We start from the raw sequence: 19,791 nt of genomic DNA, 5'->3' as shown, positions 1-19,791 counted from the left end.
CCAAATTACAAAATTTTGGAATCAACCTCGTGTATATGAAGAAACATTGCTTCCTGCTCATCTTGATGGTCTTGGCTATGAGTTGTGCAACCTATGAGGCCAAATATGCAGAACCCTTTTCTGCATATGCCACCTTGCAGGAAAAAGAGGTTGAACATACTTTTTATTTGATCGGAGATGCCGGTAAGTCTCCTATGGGCGATTTGAATCCGACCCTAAAAGCATTCAAAAAAGTATTGGAACGAGCCGATCGAAATTCCACGGCCATATTTTTAGGGGATAACATATATCCCGCCGGATTTGTAGACAAGGACGATGACCCTGTAGGCCATGAACGTTCCAAACATTATTTGGATGCACAATTGGCCACCTTGGAATCCTTTAAAGGGAATGCCATTTTTATCCCAGGAAACCATGATTGGTATACCGATGGACTGGATGGATTAAAACGGGAAGAGGAGTACATTGAAGAGGTGCTTGGCAATAACGATGCTTTTCAACCGGAAAACGGTTGCCCTATTGAAAAAATAGAGATCAATGATAAAGTTATGGTCATTGCCATTGATACGGAATGGTACCTTGTCGATTGGGACAAGCACCCGACCATCAACGATGAATGTGAAATAAAGGACAGGGGGCGATTTTTTGAAGAACTGGAGAGCTTAATCAAAAAAAATAGGGATAAAACAGTGGTAATTGCCCTTCACCATCCCATGTTTTCCTACGGTCCGCATGGAGGACAATTTTCCTTTGAACAAGGATTGTATCCCAGCGGAGGTAAAGTACCCTTGCCTATTTTGGGAGCAGCTATCAATCTTTTGAGAAAAACGTCAGGAGCTACGATTGAAGACCTTTCCAATACAAAGTATAATGACCTTAGGAATAGAATCTTAACGCTTTCGCAACATTCGGACAAAATTATTTTTGCCTCAGGCCATGAGCACACGCTTCAATATATAGTGGAAGAAGGAAAACCACAGATTGTGAGTGGTTCCGGTGCAAAAACAGGTGGAACCCGATTATTGAACGGCAGTAAATTTTCAACAGGAAAAAATGGATACGCCATATTGAAGGTGTATAAAGACGGTTCATCTCAGGTGGAATTTTATGGCGCCGATGCCAATTCAACTACCTTATTGTATCAAACTGAAGTACTTCCAGCAGATAGGTCTACAAAACCAGTGGAATTGCCCAGTGATTTTCCATCGTACAAAATGGCATCCGTTTATACCCCAGAACAAGTGGATAAAAGCGGCTTTCATAAATTGTTGTGGGGGGAACGATATAGAAAATATTATGGGACCAAGGTAAAAGCTCCAACCGTACGTTTGGACACCCTTTTTGGAGGTTTGACCGTTGTAAGGAAGGGAGGAGGCAATCAATCCAACTCTTTGAGATTAGCTGATAAGGACGGCAGGGAGTATGTGATGAGGGGATTGCGAAAAAGTGCCGAAAGGTACCTCCAGGCCATTGCCTTCCAAGACCAGTACATTATTGGGAAGTTCTCGGATACGTACACGGAAAAATTATTGCTGGACCTATATACGGGAGCGCACCCGTACGCTCCTTTTACCATAGGTAAACTTTCTGATGCGCTGGGCATGTACCATACCAATCCTAAGCTGTATTATGTGCCCAAGCAATCCGTTTTGGGGGACTTTAACAAGGAGTTTGGGGATGAGCTTTACATGATCGAAGAGCATGTTTCGGATGATCACGATAATCTGGAAAGTTTTGGTTATACCAAAAAAATTGAAAGTACGTACGATCTTATGGACAAGCTCCGGGAAGATGAGGAGTATAGTATCGACCAAAAAGAATATGTAAAGGCCCGACTTTTCGATATCCTCATTGGGGATTGGGACAGGCATGTGGACCAATGGCGTTGGGCCGAGTTTGAAACAGAGGCGGGCAATAAAGTATATAAACCAATTCCAAGAGATAGAGACCAGGTATTTTCTCGTTGGGGAGATGGCCTTATCATGAATTTTGGTTCCAGAGCAGTGCCTGCACTACGTATTTTTGAAGGATTTCACAAAAAAATAAGAAGTGTAAAAGGACTTACATCATCACCCAGAACATTCGCTTTGGATATGGCGCTATTGTCTGAAACGGATTTGGACATGTGGATAGACCAGGCCAAGTTTATCCAGCAAAACTTGAATGGGGACATCATTGACGAGGCATTTTTGGCCTTTCCAGAAGAGGTTAGAGACGAAACTTTGACTGAAATCAAGAATATTCTTCTGGCCAGAAAAAAAACACTTGTCCAAACGGCAAAGGACTATTATGCCGTATTGAATAAATATAGCGTGGTTACGGGAACGGACAAGGATGATTATTTCAATATAGTTTCACTACCCAATGGTAATGTTGAGGTAAGGGCGTATCGAATCAAGGGAGGGGAGTACACGGATTTATTTTTCAACAAGGTGTATGACCCGGATTATACCAAGGAAATTTGGATCTATGGTTTGGATGATGATGATGTGTTCGATGCCGATACGGAAACATCAAAAATAAAGATACGCATTGCCGGAGGGCAAAACAATGACGAGTACAAAATATCGGAAAACTCCAAAAAATTGTTGGTTTACGACTTTAAGAGCAAGAAAAATACCTTTGATGATGCTTACGGAGGTAGTATAAAACCCATTAATGATTACGATACCAACACCTACGAATTTTTAAATGTAAAGGGCAGTAATAACCAAGTACTGCCCACAATTGGGTACAATCCTGATGATGGGGTTAGAATCGGGGTGACCGACACCTATACCTTTAACGGGTTCAGGAAGAATCCATTTACACAACAGCACACATTCAACGCAGCCTATTATTTTGCCACCGATGGATTTGACTTAGGGTACAAAGGTGAGTTCGCACACGTTTTCAATAAGGTAAATTTGGAGCTGCATGCGAGGTTTACAAGCCCCAATTTTACCCGGAACTTTTTTGGTTTTGGTAACGAGACGGTGAACAATGATGACAATGAACCTTTGGAGCTAGATTACAACAGGGTGCGGATTAGGACACTAAGATTTTCCCCTTCATTGGTGTGGAGAGGTTTTCTGGGGTCTAAAGTACGCTTGGGCATTGCCTACGAAAACATAGAGATCGAGGAAACGGAGAATAGGTACATCAATGAGTTTTACCTAGAGAATGGAGAAGAAAACCACTTGAGTTTTTTCGGGGTCGATGGACAATACACTTACTCCAATACTGATAACGAGGCATTTCCAACCTTGGGCATGGGATTCTCTTTGGAAGGTGGATTCAAGTCCAATCTGGATGATTCAAGGTCGTTTGGATACGTAATTCCATCATTTTCCTTGGACCATAAGCTAACGGCCGATGGCCGTTTGGTTTTGGCAACCAAGTTCAAAGGGCATTTTACCATTGGGGATGGCTACGAGTTTTATCAAGCCGCCAGTATTGGGGGAAATAATGGTCTGCGTGGATTTCGCTTTCAACGATTTTCGGGTAAAACGGCATATTTTCAAAACACGGACGTTCGATACAGTTTTAGAAGTGTAAAAACAGGGTTGTTACCTGTTACCCCCGGGGTTTATGGAGGTTTTGACTACGGCCGTGTATGGTTTCCAGGGGAGGATTCGGACAAATGGCATAATTCTTACGGAGGAGGATTTTTCTTGAACGGTGCCGATGTAGTGTCTGCAAATCTTGGACTTTTCAACAGTACAGATGGTCTGCGTTTTGCCTTTGGTCTTGGATTTGGGTTTTAATATTATTTAGGAATTAACTCAAAATCGCGCTATGGGTTGGGCACAATGTGCTTTGCTTCTTCACAATGATTATTCAATATGCCAGTAATAATGTAGTTGTTGTCCTTTTTTTCAAAAAAGAGGTACCATGTGGTTCGGGAAGTTGAATTGTAAAAGATATAACTACTCCCTAAATGTTTTAGCTTAGACGGTGTTTTTTTATGGGGAAATGTGTGTATGTCCGTTATAACGAAATGGATAATCTTATCTACATAGCCTTGGGCAATTTCTTCATACGAAAAATATCCTGCCATAAATAACGAAAAAACCAGCTCATCAAAATAATCAATCGTATGTTTTGTGAAAATTACTTTTTCCAAGGATATGTTTTAATCCGTTTATACATCTCTGCCCTTGCCTCCTCCACGGTATAGCCTTTTTTCCATTCTTCATCAAAATCAAAAGGTTTTTCGCTGCGGTTTTTTATGGCTTCCAAATGTTGCAGTACGGATATATCCTCTATTTCGCGTATCCATGCGATGAGTTCCTCTTTTACTGTAATGGCTTTAGGTTCCATTTTTTATATTGGATTGTTGCTTATAAAGATACAAAGATTTCATGTGAAAATTTCAAAACCTTGCCAATCAGTCCATTCACCAGCCCGTCAACCATTGTTTTCCAGAAGATACAGTGCCATTTTGATTTTCCAGTAAGGAATCTGCTCCTCAAAATGCATAAAATAAGGTTTTAACCCTTCAACCTGATCACCGAGCTCGGTTTTGGCGACTTGTATTTTCTTAACCTCTTCTTCGGAAATGAATTGATATAAATTGATTGGTTTTCCTTCTTCGTGCACTTTTTGAAAATGACCATAAACGGTATCTTCTTTCAATTCCCGCTGTGTGGCAATATCGACTACTGTCATACCTTTTTCAAACAGTGAAAACGAGAGCTCTTGGGTGCTTTTCTTGGATGCTGCCCATGCGTTGATTACCTTAAGAAAACGTGTGGCATATTTGTCTTTTTTTGCTTCGCCCACACCGCTTACCTGCATAAACTCGGTTTCGGTTTCGGGGAGTTTGGCTTCCATATCTCGCAAAGCGGCATCGCTGAACACAATATAGGCGGGTACGTTTTCTTCAAGGGCTATTTCAGTACGAAGGGCTTTCAACTTATCGAACAAACCAACTACTTGTGTTTTTTCGGTTCGCTTGCCTTGGGTTGTTTTTTCTGCTTTTTGAAGTGTGGCGAGCTGGACTTTTCGACCTTCAAATAAAATTTGCTTGGCCAAAGGCGTGAGCAACAAACGTCCGTTCTCGTGAAAGCGGATTTCCAAAATACCCTGATTGACCATTTGGATGATATACTGTTGCAAATTTTGCCAAGAGACATCTTTTACCGTGCCGTAGGTTTTTATGTTTTGATAGCCTTTATCGAACACTTGGGCATTTTGTGCGCCGCGAAGCACATCCACGAGCATGGTCAAGGCTACCTGTTCCCTTAATCGATACACCGCCGAACAGACTTTCTGTGTCAAAATGGTGCCGTCAAAAAATTGGGGAGGTGTTTTACAGTTGTCGCAATTACCGCAATTTTCTGAAATATGCTCGCCAAAATAGTTCAACAAGGCAATACGGCGACAACTCAAGGCCTCGGCAAACTGTTGCATGCGTTCCAATTTAGCCAGTTGCACTTCTTTTGTTTGCGATTCATCTATAAACTTACGCAGCTGTATCACATCGGAAAAACTGTAAAACAACAAGGTGTGTGCGGGCAAACGGTCGCGCCCACTACGACCAATTTCCTGATAGTAACTCTCTATGTTTTTGGGCATATTGTAATGGATCACCCAGCGTACATTGCTTTTATCAATGCCCATCCCAAAGGCAATGGTAGCCACGATTATAGGTGTGCGGTCATTAACAAAGTCTTCCTGTACCTGATTACGGGCTTCGGTATCCATTCCGGCATGGTATGCTTGTGCTGTGAACCCATTGTTGTTTAATTTTTCAGCGAGCTTTTCAGTACCTTTTCGGCTTAGGCAGTAGATGATTCCACTTTGGTCTGTGCGTTGCTCCAAAAAGCGGACTATTTGCGGAAAGCGGTTGGTGCCCGGACGCACTTCGAGGAACAGGTTTTTCCTGTCGAAGGAGGCAATGTGCCTTTCGGCATTTGTTATGTTGAGCTGTTTTAGGATGTCATCTTGCGTGGTACTGTCGGCCGTGGCGGTAAAGGCCGCAATGGGAACATTGGGAAAAACTTCCTTTAGTTTTCCCAACTGCGTATATGCCGGACGGAAATCGTGTCCCCAAGCCGAAATACAATGGGCTTCGTCCACGGCGAACAAACTCACGCTGTCCTCGGTTAAAAACGGCATTAAGTGCGGCAGGCTTTCGGGTGCCACGTACAAGAGTTTGATTTCTTGTGCCCGAAGTTTTTTTAGGATTTCGCTCTGCGCTTCGGCGGCTTGGCTACTGTTGTAGAATGTCGCAGGGATGCCGTTGGCCTGTAGGGCGTCCACCTGATCCTTCATCAAAGCAATCAAGGGCGAGACCACGATGGCCGTTCCATGAAGCAGAAGTGCGGGCAACTGAAAACAAACCGATTTTCCACCTCCTGTGGGCATAATGCCCAAAAGGTCCTTTCCTTCTAGAATACTGTTGACAATGGCTTGCTGATTGGGTAAAAAAGTATCAAAACCAAAGTGTTTTTTTAAGAGCTGTAGGCTATGTTGTTGTTTGGGAATCATAACTCCCAAATGTCAAGAATAAAATGAGTAAAAGCAAATTAGGCAATTTATTAAGTGGTGTTGTTTTAGTTCTGTCCTGCCCAAAGTGAAGTATTGAAGCCACAAAAAATATAATGACTTGTATATATCAATACAAATCTTCAGGCCTGTCCGTAGAATACTTTTTTGGGTTTTAATCGAGCTTTAATTCATAAAGATTTCTACCACCATGGTTGTTCTCTTCGTCAGCGATAAGAAGTGTTTTGTTATCCACAAAGCAAACTGATTCAACCTGTGTGGGAGTGTTTAGATCAATGATTTTGATGGATGTCTTAGTGAAATCCGGGGCAGTAAAATCAGTCAACAAAAACACAAAGCCATAGCTCAATAGGGCAATGGTCTTGCCATCGGGAGAAATATCCGCACTGGTCACCGAGCAATGGTCCTGGTCTGCACAGAGAAACAAAGAACCCAAGAACTCGGCCTCGTATTCACCTTCCTTGTCCGGTACGCGATACAGTAGTGTTTTTCCGGTGTAGGGCCTCGTACGGTTCTTGGTAAAGATGTACAGGTAATCATTTAGGTGAAAAAAACCTTCGGTATCAAAATATAAACTGTCTTTTTTAGGTGGAAAATCTTTTTGCTGTGGATAATTGAATTCAATTTTTTGGGCATTGGGTTCCTTTTTGCCCATTTCATCACTTGGCACCTTGTAAATGACCAAATCCTTACGTTCATTATCATTGTTGCCAAAGTCACCAATGTAAAGGTTGCCATTAACATCTTTTGCCAAATCTTCCCAATCCCTGTTTTTGGCATGGTCTATTTTTAAGGATTTCTTCTCTTCGCCATTTCTGCCAATCTTAAATAGTTTGTCTTTGTTCCCGCTATCCTCAATGACCCAAATGTTCCCGTCGGAAGCAATTTCCATCCCAGAAACTTCTTTGAGATCGGATGGAAATTTGGATAAGGGGTCCAATTCACTCAAATAGGTCTTTTGGGCACAGGTTTGGGCCACTATCAGCAAAAAAACGAGAGCAAATTTATTCATTGGATTCTTTTATGGGCATATATACCTCGGTAGTCCATTGTAACGCATCACCACCCATGTTCGGGTTGTTATGGAAAACCTCAATAGGCTTCTTCTCTATAGGGATATTATTTTCATTGGCATGATCCAATAGTGCGTACCATGCGCGGTCGGAAGTGATATAGTTTCCATGGTAAACCGCTTTAATGGCATTTTTACTAAAGATGCGCTTGTATTCAATATCAGGGTGGTTTGGAAGTTTTTCGGAACGGATGATGGGATTGCAGAAGTTATAGGAAAGGCTATTGTTTTCCAAGTCCCAATCCAATACTTCAACAAATGGAGGTCCATTCAGTTGAACTTTATTTTGGGCAAGGATACCATCCAAGAAGCTATAGTTGGCCATCATCCCTTTGGCCTTGTTTTCGGGCGTGGTTTTTAGTTTGACGCAAGCGCAAAATGATGAAAATATCTCCGCTTCTCCTTCAATCGTGTAGTTGAATCCTTCCAAGTGCTCTTTTAAAAAGCTGTTGAAATCCAAAAGGCGTTTTCGGGAACCTTTCTCAAAGTTGGTATCTGAAAAAGGTACAGCTAACCTATTGTTGATTGAATTGTCAACATCCTTGATGTTTACTTGAACTTCACTCAGGGAATCATGTACCCGACCAATTTTCCATTCATACACATAAACGGAATCGTTCACTACAATGGTTTGCTTAAAGTAGCTTGGGCTTATGTACTCCAAAGGGACTACGGAATCAAAACCGTGGTTCCAGGCCTTTACCGTTTCAAAGATGGTTCCAGGGATTGCATTTGCCTTAAAATTGACTTGATAATCCTGGGGCTTCAAAAAAAGATACCATAAAATTACTCCTACCACAAGGGTAAGGATTATAGAAATAATCTTCCTCATAACTAAGGAGCAAAAATACGGATTAGCCTTTTGTCATATCCAATTTGTTCACTATAAATTTTCCTAAATCCCTACCTTGCTTAATACCGACCTCAATGGCCGCACGATAGTGGATTCCACCATACATCCGGCTTAATGCAGCCTCGTCGGATGCCTGGTTAAAGGAGGTAAAGGAACGTACTGGGAGACCATAGGGAACTTCGGTGTCATCATCAAAGGCAAAGTTGTCCCCAAAGATGTCCGTAAGTGCTATGGCTGCTGCTCCAGATACTACACTATGCCCACTTGTGTATTCGGGGAATGGGGGAGTTTGAAGCACAGGCTCCCAACTGTCATCAATATATTCGTTGATAACTGTTTCTGGACGAATAAGATTACTCCTGTATTTTTCGGCCCAACAGCTAATAAAGCCATCGGCAATCGCTATAGAAGTTTTGGTATAGGCGTAAACCGTTTTGGCAAAATCCGCACCCGATTTTCTGGATGCTATTTTGGCAATGCCTATCCAGTGAGCTCCCGGGGTAATTTTCTTTGTGGCGAACATTAAATGTCCACGGGTTACGGAAACATAAGGATTACAATCCCAAAACTGCGCGATGGCTATTTCATCTGATTTGTCACCTTTGCCGATCATACTTTTTCTCACTTCGTAGACTTCCATCACCTCTTCATAAAATTTGGAGTCTTCTTCCATGGAAAATTCTGGTGGTGGGATGGGTTTAAATTGCTGAGCGGAATCAATGGCAAAAGGACGTATTTTATCCCAATGTGGCTCAATACCGTTCATGTAGGCCGGGGGAGTGGGCTGCCAACGAGATGGGTCGTCGGAGTCCACGGAAAACTTGGGCATGGTACGTGTTTCCTTATAATTGTCCTTGTTCATCCATTTCCCAACAAAGTCGGCCACTTCCAATCCATATTCCTTACTGGCATTAAAAACGGTTTCGTTTTTATCCATCCAAATGGTATAAAGGCTGTCCCTAAAACTTTCCATCCTTTCTTCGGAAAAAATAAGTCTTTTGCTAATATCCATATGAGCGATCAAGGCGGCCATTTCGTAATTGACGTTCTCACTGTTTTTCGGGTCTGGAATACTTTTCAAATCGGTAACCTGCCCTGCCAAAGACTTGTATTTGTCGTTTTTCTTAGCTACAATTTCATATGCCGCAATATTGGAGTACGCAAATATTCTACTGGCCACAGGAGGCGAGAATATATCATGGATCATTATTTCGATTACTTTGTCCACGGATGCATGGAATTCTTCCGGAGAGACTTCGACGGGTTCCTGTTTTTTTTGACATGATGCCAAAACCAACAATGCTGCTGCGATTAAACTTATTCTTTTTTTCATGGCCTTGCGATTAATCATTGATTTTATAGACTTGTGCTTTATCGTTATTGAATACAGCTAACAAATATTTTTGATTGTTAAGTGTGATTGTTGTTAAATGCCGGATTGATTTTTTGGTAAAATCCAATCCCAATTGATTGCCCAAAATAATGTTACCATTACTTTTGATGAGTGCCCCTGGAAACGAATCCAGCCTACCGTGATAGGGTTTTACTCCAAAATAATTGCCGCCAACGAGCACCTCGGTATTTCCGTCACCATCAAAATCATCTACCAAAAATGACATAATCGGCGACACTTGAAGTTCACTTTTGAACGGTACAAAAACAAAGCTACCATTATCGTTTCTTAAATATCCAGATTTCAGTGTGTTGACCTCCATTAAAGTGGAAGCATCCAATGCATCTTCTCCAAATATTTCTTCCATGGTATCACCGGCAAACGATTTATAAGTGTTGTATTTCTTTTTGAGGTAAACCATTTGCGATGCCAATCCGTCCAATGTTTCCAATGGATAGTAATTTCCATTTTTTTCCATGGCCGTTACCGTTTCGGTTTGACCGTTATCATCAAAATCGTTGAAGTATAATTTTATGGGATGTTCTTCTGAAGCCTTGAACTTGGAGTTGGTGCCCCAATTTCCGAGCAGGTAGTCGGTGTCCCCGTCCCCATCCATATCAAAAGCCTCAATGGCCTGCCATAGTCCAGGAATGTTAACCTGCTCTACTTGGGTAAAAGAACCGTTTTGTTGCTTTAAAAACTTGGGAGACATCCATTCTCCCACCAAAATAAGGTCGGTGCTGCCGTCTCCATCAAAATCGCTCCAAATGGCATCGGTTACCATTCCTTCAGAAAATGCTTCAAATTCTTTCTTCACTTTAAAGGCTCCACCATCATTTTCCAAAAGGTATGATTTGGCAGGAGCTCCGAACTTGGCGGTAATGGTGTGCCCACCGATAAAAACGTCCAAATCACTGTCACCATCAAAATCAAAAGGTTTTACAACAGATGAATTTTGATAGTATTCTGGAAGTGCAGCATTATCAAAAACAGTATCTTTTTGAATGAAGTAAGCATCTAATAAGGGTTCCGATTTTCCAAAAAAGTCCCCACCTCCAGAAGTGGTAATCAAATCGTTTTTACCATCGTTGTTAAAATCGGCAATGGTTGCCGAAACATTTTCACGAATGGAATCCCTTTGGATACTGTCAAACCTTTGGTTTATAAAGATTGAATCTTGTTGCAAGTAGATTTGCGATGGTCCGTATTTGGAGCCTCCAAAGAAAACATCCTCTTTACCATCTCCATTTAAATCACCAATAGCAAGCGCAGGCCCTCTATCGGATATTTGATAGGGAATCAGCTTTTCGCGGTTAAAATCGGTATAATTGTCCTCCACATGGTTAAAATCCAAGCCAAGATTGTTGTCCACCAAATTGAACATTGTTTTTTTCCCTTTGTTAAGGGATTTGTAATCAAAAGGTTTGGTGTTTTTTGGTTCTAATGTAAGTGTTTGGTTGACGGCAACATTTTTTAATACCTGATAGGTCTTATCGGGCCATATGATTTTTATGGAATCAATCGCCTTGGCATTTTTAAAGCCAAAATGTACCATGGGTTCGGAGGATGCCTGAAAACCGCGGGTGGGGAAGAGTTCCTTGAACTGAAGGCCTCCATCAACGTATGAATATACCTTGGTGCCGATACCAAAAGTGTTCTTGTTGGTGTAATTGAACCTCAGTTTTAAGTAGTTGCCCTTGTCGTTTGTTTTATTGATATAAAAGGTGGCAGGCTGATCAATATTGTTGGTTACAAGGTCGAGGTCGCCATCACCATCAAAATCGCCCATGGCAGTTGCACCAGAGACCAAGGTGTCCTTGGCAATCCATTGTTCGGACATATTCTCAAAATGAAGGTCTTTACCTCCTTTAAAGACATAATTATGGACATTGCCCGAGGGCATTAGTTCCAGAGCTTGTTGATCTACAAGCTTGGTATTGTCCATCTTTTGCTGGATCTGATCATTGGAAACAAATTTGATGAAATCCAGGTCGTTTGGCCTTTTCGGAATCCCATTGGAAATAAACACATCCTGTTGCCCATCTTGGTCATAGTCACCGAAAAGGGCACTCCAACTCCAATCGGTGGCAGCAATGCCGCTCATTAATGCGGTTTCCATAAAGTTTCCATCGGGCTGGTTTACGAACAACATATTACGTGTAAACTGATAATGGTACCCAAAACGGTCGATCCGCATTTTTTGGGTCTGGATATTATCATCTCCTTCGGAAGATTTTAAGGCCACTTCGTCTTCGGGAAGCATATCCAAGGAAAGAAAATCCGGTCGGCCATCATTGTTGATGTCGGCCACATCGTTGCCCATGGAAAAGCGAGAGGTATGACCAAAATATTTTTTTAGGCTTTCGGTAAAAGTGCCATCGCCATTATTGAGGTAATAATAATCGTCTTCATGAAAATCGTTGCCCACATAAATGTCGGGGTACCCATCTTGATTAAAATCGGAAATGGCCAAACCTAGCCCATAACCATTGATACCTCCGTAAATGCCGGCTTCTTCACTAACATCTTTAAATTTTCCATTATCGTTGCGCAATAGTTTGTCCCCCGTTTCATAACGGCGTTCGTACCTTAGATCAAAACGGCCAAAGGAGTTTTGGGTGTGCACGGCATGGTTGAGCAAGTACAGGTCAAGGTCTCCATCCAGGTCATAATCAAAAAAAGCTGCATTGGAACTGTACGAATCAAAATCCAGCCCATATTTGGCGGCACTTTCGGTAAAGGTATTGTCGCCATTATTGATATAGAGCTCGTTGAACCCGTTAAACCCGTTGATGCCCACTACGGCACAGACATAGATGTCCAAGAGCCCATCGCCGTTTACATCGGCCATTGTGGTTCCTGTATTCCAATCACTGTTTCCTTGGATCCCGGCCGAACTGGAAATATCCTCGAATTTAAGATTGCCTTTGTTGAGGTAGAGTTTGTTTTTGACTTGGTTTCCGGTAAAGAAGATATCGGGCAGGCCATCGTTGTTGATATCGCCTATGGATACGCCACCCCCATTGTAAAAATACAGGTAATCCAAGATGCTCAAATCTTTGGAAGAAGTAAGCGTATTGGTAAAATCCACCCCTGTTTCCTTGGGGGAGGGATTTTCAAAGAGACTACCTTCCTTTTTACAGGAAATAACCAATGCTGAAATAAACAATATGATGAGAAACCTATTCATTTAAGGCAAAAATCTTTGGTTTTTTGTTGTTGATGGCTGCAATTACGTAAGTTTTGCCATTTTTATCCTTGAACTGTTTCAAATATTTCACTTCGTCCCTGACCTTGAATCCGCTGGTCTCATAATCTTGCCATGTAAAACCCAAATTGCCATCCCCCAAAAGAAGGTTTCCTTGGTTTGCATCCAATCGGGAAAACTGGGGCTTAAACTCGTAATTGTTCCCTGCCATGATCAAATCTAGATTGCCATCATTGTTCACATCGGTACAGGTAATATCGCACACGCAGGAAAGCTGAACGCGTGGAGGCAGGTTTTTGATGGTAAACTCTCCCCCGCCTTCGTTGATTGCAATTACCGATGCTGATGTTTCCACTTTTTTTACAATGGATTTATTCATCACTTCCTCTGGGAAAAGTTGATGGATGGTCCTGTGGGCGTAATCTGATGCCTTTAGGTTTTGCTTCTTAAGCGAGGGCAATTGCTCGGTAAGCTCTCTTTTTTGATGAATGGGATAATCGCCGCCGTTTTCTTGCATGGTAACAATTTGCTCAATGGTGCCGTTGTTATCGTAATCGTTGATATACATCTTCATTGGAGCATATTCCGTTGGTTTATAGTGAAGGTTTAGACCTTGGTTGCCCAAAATAAGGTCTTGGTCGCCATCGCCATCGAGGTCAGCAGTTTCCACGGTGTTCCACCATCCATAGAGACTATCCAACGAACTGGTCATTTTGGATAACCTTCTGCCTGTGTTCTTATAGATTTTTGGTGTATCCCATTCTGCGGTTACGATCAAGTCCTTTTTGCCGTCCCCGTCCATATCTTCCCATTTGGAGTCGGTTACCATTCCGGCGTCTTTGAGGTCGTAGCCCAACCTTTCGGTTACATTGTTAAAGGTACCGTCTCCTGCGTTTTCCAACAATAGATGGTCGGGAGATATCCCATAAACGCCCACAACACTTCGAGAACCTATAAAAAGATCCATATCTCCATCATTGTCGTAATCTTGGGGAGATATTGTGGATATGTTTTTGAATGTTGATGGAAGTTCGTTTTCCGATTTTGAAAAGTTTCCGTTTCCATCATTCAAGTACAAGCGTGCCCTATAATTTCTTTCCATTCCTACATTGTTTCCACCAGAACCTACAACCAAATCGAGGTCACCATCACCATCTGCATCAAAAAATGCTGCTGCTACATCCTCAAACGCTTTGTCCTGTTCAAAAGCTGTTGTTTTCTTTGGGGTTACTTTGCCATGTCCTGTATGTAGGTAGAGGGTTCCAGGTTGTCCTTTGGCCCCTCCGATGAAGAAATCCTCGTTTCCATCACCATTTATATCGGCAACGGCCAACGATGGACCTTCTTGTGATAGTTTATGGGAAATCAGTCCTTCGTAATCAAAATCGTTGTATCCATCCTCTTTATGCGCTGCTACCAAATCGGTATCCAACTCGTTAAAAAAGGATTTTATTATTTGTTTTTTGGGAATTGTATAAGTTTCTGTGGCATTGGCATGGTCTAATGTCAATACTTGATTGACCTCTACATTTTCCAACTTTTGGGTTTTTTCATCGGGCCAAACAATGCGAATGGAGTCCAGTTTTTCAGATTTGCCCAAACCAAAGGTCATATCGTACTGAACGGATGATTGAAAACCCCTTGAAGGAATCAGTTCTTGGTTTACAATGTTGCCATCAAAATAGAGTTTGGCCAAAGTGCCCACTGCAAATGGGTTGTTTTTTGGTCCCTTGAACTTCAATTGGATGTAATTGTTGTTCAATTGCGATTCGGTATTGTTTTTATAGATAAAGGCTGGTGTGTTGACATTGTTGATCACCAAATCCAGATCGCCATCGTTGTCCAAATCGGCATAGGCAGCACCATTGGAGCGGGAGGGTAGCTCAAAGCCCCATTCCTTATTGGCATTTTTAAAGGTGATATCGCCGTTGTTCTTGTAGGCGTAATTGGGTTGTGGTTTTATGGGCATTTTATTGATGATGGAATCTATGGATTCCTTTTTGCCCGTCAAGGCCATTTTTTGGACTATTTCGTTGGCAAAAAAGTCCACAAAGTCCAAATCGGTAAGGTCGTGGTTGATACCGTTGGTAATGAATATGTCCTTGAGGCCATCATTGTCCATGTCGAACATGAGTCCGGCCCAGCTCCAGTCCGTGGCATCAATACCGCTGTAATAGGCCACTTCGGAGAATGTGCCGTTTCCGTTGTTGAGTTGTAAGGTGTTTTGGATGTATTGTTGACCAAAATCTTTGCTTTGTTTTAAATCAAAAACATTGTATCCTTCAAATTCCATCACGGATTTTACCCTGGATTCTTCTTCGGGCAACATATCGGTTATGAAAATATCGTTATGCCCATCGTTGTTGATGTCGGCAATATCGATTCCCATGGCAGAAAGGCTCAGATGAGAGGTCCAATCTTTGATTTCTTCGGAAAATGTACCGTCTTTTTGATTGATGTAGAGGTAATCCCTTTCGTAAAAATCGTTGGAAACATAAATATCAGGATAAAGGTCGCCGTTAAAATCCGTGACCAGCACACCAAGTCCAAAACCTATCAAACTGCCGTAGATTCCTGCCTCTTCGCTTACATCCACGAATTTACCGTTGTCGTTGCGCAAAAGCATATCGCCCACACCCTTGAAAATGTCGGGGACGCCTTCCCAATCCTGTGCTCTCACTTCGCGCTGCTCCGCATAACCAAGGCTGCTTACGGGAATGTTGCTGTTGTTTAGAATGTACACATCGAGGTCACCGTCTTTGTCGTAATCAAAAAAGGAAGCGTGTGTTGAAAATCCCGTTTTTGCTAGATTATATTCTTCGGCTTTTTCGGTAAAGCTTAGGTCGCCGTTATTAATATAGAGGTCGTTGTCGTGGTTGTTTCCCTCCATGTTCCCGGCATTGGAGACATAGATGTCCAGCAGGCCATCGTGATTGATATCTACCATGACCACGCCTGTTGACCAAGGTTTATTACCCAAAACACCTGCACTTTCGGAGATGTCCTCGAACTTCATATTTCCTTTGTTCAGATAAAGCCTATTGGGCTCCATGTTTCCTGTTAGGTAAATATCCTGAAGACCATCATTGTTAATGTCGCCAATGGCCACACCCCCGCCATTGTAAAAGTTACGGTATTTAAATATGTTGAAATTCTTCTGGTTTTTAACCTTGTTGATAAATGTAACGCCAGTTTCCTCTGGTTCCAACAGGGTGAAAAGTGGTTCTGCTTTCTTTTCTTCCTTTGATTGGGCAGTTTCTTGGTTGTTACATGCCATCAAGCTTATTAGTAGAAGGCTTGTGCTGATATATTTCAGTTTCATTTATCGTTCTGTTTTTTGACCAAAAAAGTGGGAGCATCATTGTTTATTGTAATGATGAACGCTTCTTTCCCATTGACAATTATTTTTTCAATTTTTCTGGCTGCACCGGAGATTCCCAAGCTTTCCTTCCAACTCACATTTCCCTGATCGTCATTTTCTAATAAAAATCCGTGTGAAGCATCCAATCTACCAAGTTGGGTGCTTATCTCAAAATTATTGCCAACCATTAATATTTCATTAATCTTTTCTTTACTGTTTTTTGCCAAGTAAATATCGTTTACGGTAGAAGATTGCACTAAATTTGGTAATTGTTTTTCTGTAAAATTATTACTGCCGTCATTTTTAAAATAGGAAGTGCTAAGCGTGTACACTTTTCTTTTGGTGGCTTCTTCCAATTTATCTTTTCCAAAAAGATCTTCCAAAGAGGCTTTTGCAAAATCTTTATAGAAGAGGAATTTTTTGTTTAAAAATGGCATTTGTTTGGCAAGCTCATCTTTGGAGGCAAAGGCGGTTTCCCGATTACCATGAAAATGGGTGACTACAGTTTCAATGGAGCCGTTATTGTCAAAATCGTTAATGTAGAGCGTAAGGGGTTTCTCTTGGGAAGCACTGAACTTTGTATTGAGCCCCCAATTGCCCGCGAGGATATCCAAATCTCCATCATTGTCCAAATCGGCCAATTCAACAGTGTTCCACCAGCCGTTGGTGTTGCCAAGTCCGTTGTTTTTTTGGGAAGAAAGTTGTTTTCCGTTGTTCAGGAAGATTGTCACCGGTGTCCAATGCCCGGCTACGATAAGGTCTGGGAATCCATTGCCATCAATATCTTTCCAAACAAAGTCTTTTATGTTTCCAACATCTTGAAGTTCCGGTGCAAAGGAGTTGGTCACTTCTTTAAAGCTTCCTGTTCCATCATTTTCTAAAAGGTATTGCTTTGCTTTTGCCCCAAATTGTGTTGGTACTGCATTAGAGGCAATAAATAAATCCAAATCCCCATCACTGTCAAAATCAACGGCACCTATTTTGGAGGCGTTGACTTCAATCTGTGTTAAGGTATTCTCTTTTAAAAGCCGACCACCATTGTTACGATACAGCCTAGGTTGTAGCGGTTTGCCAGTGGTAAATTCGTTGCCGCCACTGACCACTACTAAATCAAGGTCGCCGTCCGTATCAATATCCGCAAATACATGGCTGGTATCTTCATTGATGGCATCTTCTTCAAAAAGGTCATTTTGATGTTCTTTGAAATTGCCTTCAGCATCTTGTAAATAAAGTTTTGAAGCCTGTTTTTTGCCCCCACTGATAAAGATATCATCCAATCCATCGTTGTTGATATCCCCAACGGAAATTGATGGGCCCTCGTTGGAATAGGCAAAGGGAATGAGAGGATTACGGTCAAAATCGAGTGTTGTATATTCTTTATGGACAAAGTTCAAATTACCTGATGAGGTATAAAAGTTGGGTGTTGACTCTCTGTCTTTTTCTGCAAAATAGTTTCCAGATGCATCTGAATAAGACAGTTGTAACACTTGGTTGGCCTTTACGTTTTTAATGGTTTGATACTTTCCTTGAGGCCAAATAACTTGAATGGAATCAATTATGGAATCTTTGCCAACACCAAAGTTTAGACTATTGTCCTTGGCCGACATAAATCCACGGGTAGGGATGTTTTCTTGAACCGATTTTCCGGTTGTACCGAATACAATTGCTTTTGCACCAATGCCGAATTTATTCTTAGGGCTCCCATCAAATTGGATTTTAAGATAATTGTTGCCCTTTAGGGTATTTTCCATGATAAAGGCATCTTGGTTCACATTGTTTACCACCAAATCCAAATCGCCATCATTGTCCAAATCGGCATATACACAGCCGTTGCTGTAAGAATCTATTTGTGGTCCCCAAGTGGTTGTAACATTTTTGAACTGCGTTCCTCCCTTATTTTTGTAGAAATAGTTCTGTACTTTTTTCTTGGGCAAACGGTCAATAAGTTCCATATCCTTGTCGGACAAGCCTTGTTCTATGTTTTTTTGAATTTCTTCATTGGATATATAGTTGATGTAATCCATATCGTTGGTTACACCTTGTATTCCATTGGAAATAAAAAGGTCTTTGAAACCGTCGTTGTCATAATCGGCAAAAAGGGCTCCCCAAGACCATTCCGTAGCATCGATGCCGCTTAAGTTGGCAATTTCGCCAAAGTTTTTACCATCCAAATTTAAATGCAGTGCGTTTGACATGTATTGAGGTGCAAATCCATTCTTTAGATATTGTTGATACACGGGGTAGGGGTGTTCCAGCCCAGATGTTTTATAGGCTTCCAAATCTTCTGGAAGCATGTCCAATGATAAAATATCGGAAAGGCCATCGTTGTTAATGTCCGCTATATCGTTACCCATGGAAAAGTGGGTTGTGTGTCCGAGTTTGGTATCATCTTCAGAAATGGTTTCTTTAAATGTGCCATCTTTTTGGTTGATGTAGAGGTAATCGTTTTCAAAAAAGTCGTTGCCGATATATATGTCGGGGAATCCATCGTTGTTGACATCGCTTATGGCAAGTCCCAATCCATAGCCAATGGTGCCTTGGAATATTCCAGCTTCTTTGGAGGCATCAATGTATTGGCCATTTTCATTTTTAAACAGTATATCGCCAGACATGGAATCCACTATTTTTCGTTTGGAGCCTTTCCCATAAGAGCGGTTTGGATTTACGGAATGGTTCATTAAGTACATATCCAGATCGCCGTCCAGGTCATAATCAAAAAAGGCTGCTTGGGTGGAATATCCTATAAAATCCAATCCATATTTAGCGGCTTCCTCCTTAAATGTTGGGATACCTTGTTCGTTATTTCCTTGATTGATGAAGAGGAGATTTTGACCACGAATAGTCTCATGATCTCCGACTTTGCATACGTATATGTCGAGAAGACCATCGTTGTTGACATCGGCGTGGGTAACTCCGGTGGTCCAACCTGTTTTGTTGATTATTTGCGATGGAGCGGTAACATCTACGAATTTGAAATCACCTTGGTTTAAGTATAATCTGTCCGATTCTTGGTTAGAGGTAAAGTATAGATCCACAAGGCCATCTCCATTGAAGTCCCCTGCTGCAACACCTGCTCCGTTATAAAAATAAAGGTAGTTTAGGATATTGAGCTCCGGGGTTTGTTTGAGTTGATTTTTGAATTTTATCCCTGTATCCTTGGAGCTTTTTAAAACAAACAGTTTGTTCTGCTTGTTTGTATTACAACTTATCAAGGTTAACAGTAATAAAAAAATAATACAGAGCTGTCCTCTCATTTCTTTCATCGATAGCTGGGATAATATAACTATTTACTCAGTATGTTATAAGGTGCAAATGATTAATATTAACCTAAGAAAGGATTAATATTTGATTAATATATGTTGTGTTAAAAAGAAAAGACCACCGATCGGTGGTCTTTTCATATATAAAAACA

At 41.5% G+C, this 19,791-nt stretch carries 10 protein-coding genes; 1 reads left to right on the top strand and 9 read right to left on the bottom strand.

Features of this window, described 5'->3' with window-relative positions; translation table 11 throughout:
- Positions 1-35: 35 nt before the first annotated feature.
- A complete protein-coding gene (locus GO009_RS03795) occupies positions 36-3,746 on the top strand; it encodes a metallophosphoesterase (protein ID WP_203532322.1) in 3,711 nt (1,236 codons plus the stop codon).
- A gap of 29 nt (positions 3,747-3,775) precedes the next feature.
- Here GO009_RS03795 and GO009_RS03790 read toward each other — a convergent pair whose 3' ends face one another.
- The 9 genes from GO009_RS03790 to GO009_RS03750 form a co-directional block, all read right to left on the bottom strand.
- The gene (locus GO009_RS03790) at positions 3,776-4,105 is read right to left on the bottom strand and encodes a hypothetical protein (RefSeq protein WP_163624888.1); all 330 of its coding nucleotides are present in this window, start codon (positions 4,103-4,105) and stop codon (positions 3,776-3,778) included.
- Entirely contained in the window at positions 4,093-4,302 is a 210-nt protein-coding gene (locus GO009_RS03785; protein ID WP_163624887.1) for a hypothetical protein, read from the bottom strand. Before GO009_RS03785 ends, GO009_RS03790 begins: the two co-directional genes overlap by 13 nt.
- A gap of 87 nt (positions 4,303-4,389) precedes the next feature.
- Complete coding sequence (gene recQ / locus GO009_RS03780; protein ID WP_163624886.1) at positions 4,390-6,474, bottom strand: DNA helicase RecQ; 2,085 nt, start codon at positions 6,472-6,474, stop codon at positions 4,390-4,392.
- A gap of 172 nt (positions 6,475-6,646) precedes the next feature.
- The gene (locus tag GO009_RS03775; protein ID WP_163624885.1) at positions 6,647-7,504 is read right to left on the bottom strand and encodes a hypothetical protein; all 858 of its coding nucleotides are present in this window, start codon (positions 7,502-7,504) and stop codon (positions 6,647-6,649) included.
- Positions 7,497-8,396 carry a GyrI-like domain-containing protein gene (locus GO009_RS03770; RefSeq protein WP_163624884.1) on the bottom strand — a complete coding sequence of 300 codons (900 nt, stop codon included), beginning with the start codon at positions 8,394-8,396 and terminating at the stop codon, positions 7,497-7,499. Before GO009_RS03770 ends, GO009_RS03775 begins: the two co-directional genes overlap by 8 nt.
- A gap of 22 nt (positions 8,397-8,418) precedes the next feature.
- Positions 8,419-9,750 carry a vanadium-dependent haloperoxidase gene (locus GO009_RS03765; protein ID WP_203532316.1) on the bottom strand — a complete coding sequence of 444 codons (1,332 nt, stop codon included), beginning with the start codon at positions 9,748-9,750 and terminating at the stop codon, positions 8,419-8,421.
- A 10-nt stretch (positions 9,751-9,760) separates the two neighbouring features.
- Positions 9,761-13,000 carry a VCBS repeat-containing protein gene (locus GO009_RS03760; protein WP_163624882.1) on the bottom strand — a complete coding sequence of 1,080 codons (3,240 nt, stop codon included), beginning with the start codon at positions 12,998-13,000 and terminating at the stop codon, positions 9,761-9,763.
- Entirely contained in the window at positions 12,993-16,340 is a 3,348-nt protein-coding gene (locus GO009_RS03755; RefSeq protein ID WP_163624881.1) for an FG-GAP-like repeat-containing protein, read from the bottom strand. The genes GO009_RS03760 and GO009_RS03755 overlap by 8 nt, the downstream gene beginning before the upstream one ends.
- A complete protein-coding gene (locus tag GO009_RS03750; RefSeq protein WP_163624880.1) occupies positions 16,337-19,642 on the bottom strand; it encodes a VCBS repeat-containing protein in 3,306 nt (1,101 codons plus the stop codon). Before GO009_RS03750 ends, GO009_RS03755 begins: the two co-directional genes overlap by 4 nt.
- Positions 19,643-19,791 lie beyond the last annotated feature (149 nt).

This window comes from Allomuricauda sp. TY007 (genome assembly GCF_010468565.1).
Lineage (GTDB): Bacteria > Bacteroidota > Bacteroidia > Flavobacteriales > Flavobacteriaceae > Flagellimonas.
Note: the sequence above shows the minus strand (reverse complement) of the source record. Positions and strands in the feature narration are given on the sequence as shown.

Excerpts from the sequence above, each read along its gene's own strand:
- GO009_RS03795 (WP_203532322.1), top strand. The coding sequence starts at position 36 with ATGAAGAAACATTGCTTCCTGCTCATCTTGATGGTCTTGGCTATGAGT.
- GO009_RS03785 (WP_163624887.1), bottom strand. The coding sequence starts at position 4,302 with ATGGAACCTAAAGCCATTACAGTAAAAGAGGAACTCATCGCATGGATA.
- recQ (WP_163624886.1), bottom strand. The coding sequence starts at position 6,474 with ATGATTCCCAAACAACAACATAGCCTACAGCTCTTAAAAAAACACTTT.
- GO009_RS03775 (WP_163624885.1), bottom strand. The coding sequence starts at position 7,504 with ATGAATAAATTTGCTCTCGTTTTTTTGCTGATAGTGGCCCAAACCTGT.
- GO009_RS03770 (WP_163624884.1), bottom strand. The coding sequence starts at position 8,396 with ATGAGGAAGATTATTTCTATAATCCTTACCCTTGTGGTAGGAGTAATT.
- GO009_RS03765 (WP_203532316.1), bottom strand. The coding sequence starts at position 9,750 with ATGAAAAAAAGAATAAGTTTAATCGCAGCAGCATTGTTGGTTTTGGCA.
- GO009_RS03760 (WP_163624882.1), bottom strand. The coding sequence starts at position 13,000 with ATGAATAGGTTTCTCATCATATTGTTTATTTCAGCATTGGTTATTTCC.
- GO009_RS03755 (WP_163624881.1), bottom strand. The coding sequence starts at position 16,340 with ATGAAACTGAAATATATCAGCACAAGCCTTCTACTAATAAGCTTGATG.
- GO009_RS03750 (WP_163624880.1), bottom strand. The coding sequence starts at position 19,642 with ATGAAAGAAATGAGAGGACAGCTCTGTATTATTTTTTTATTACTGTTA.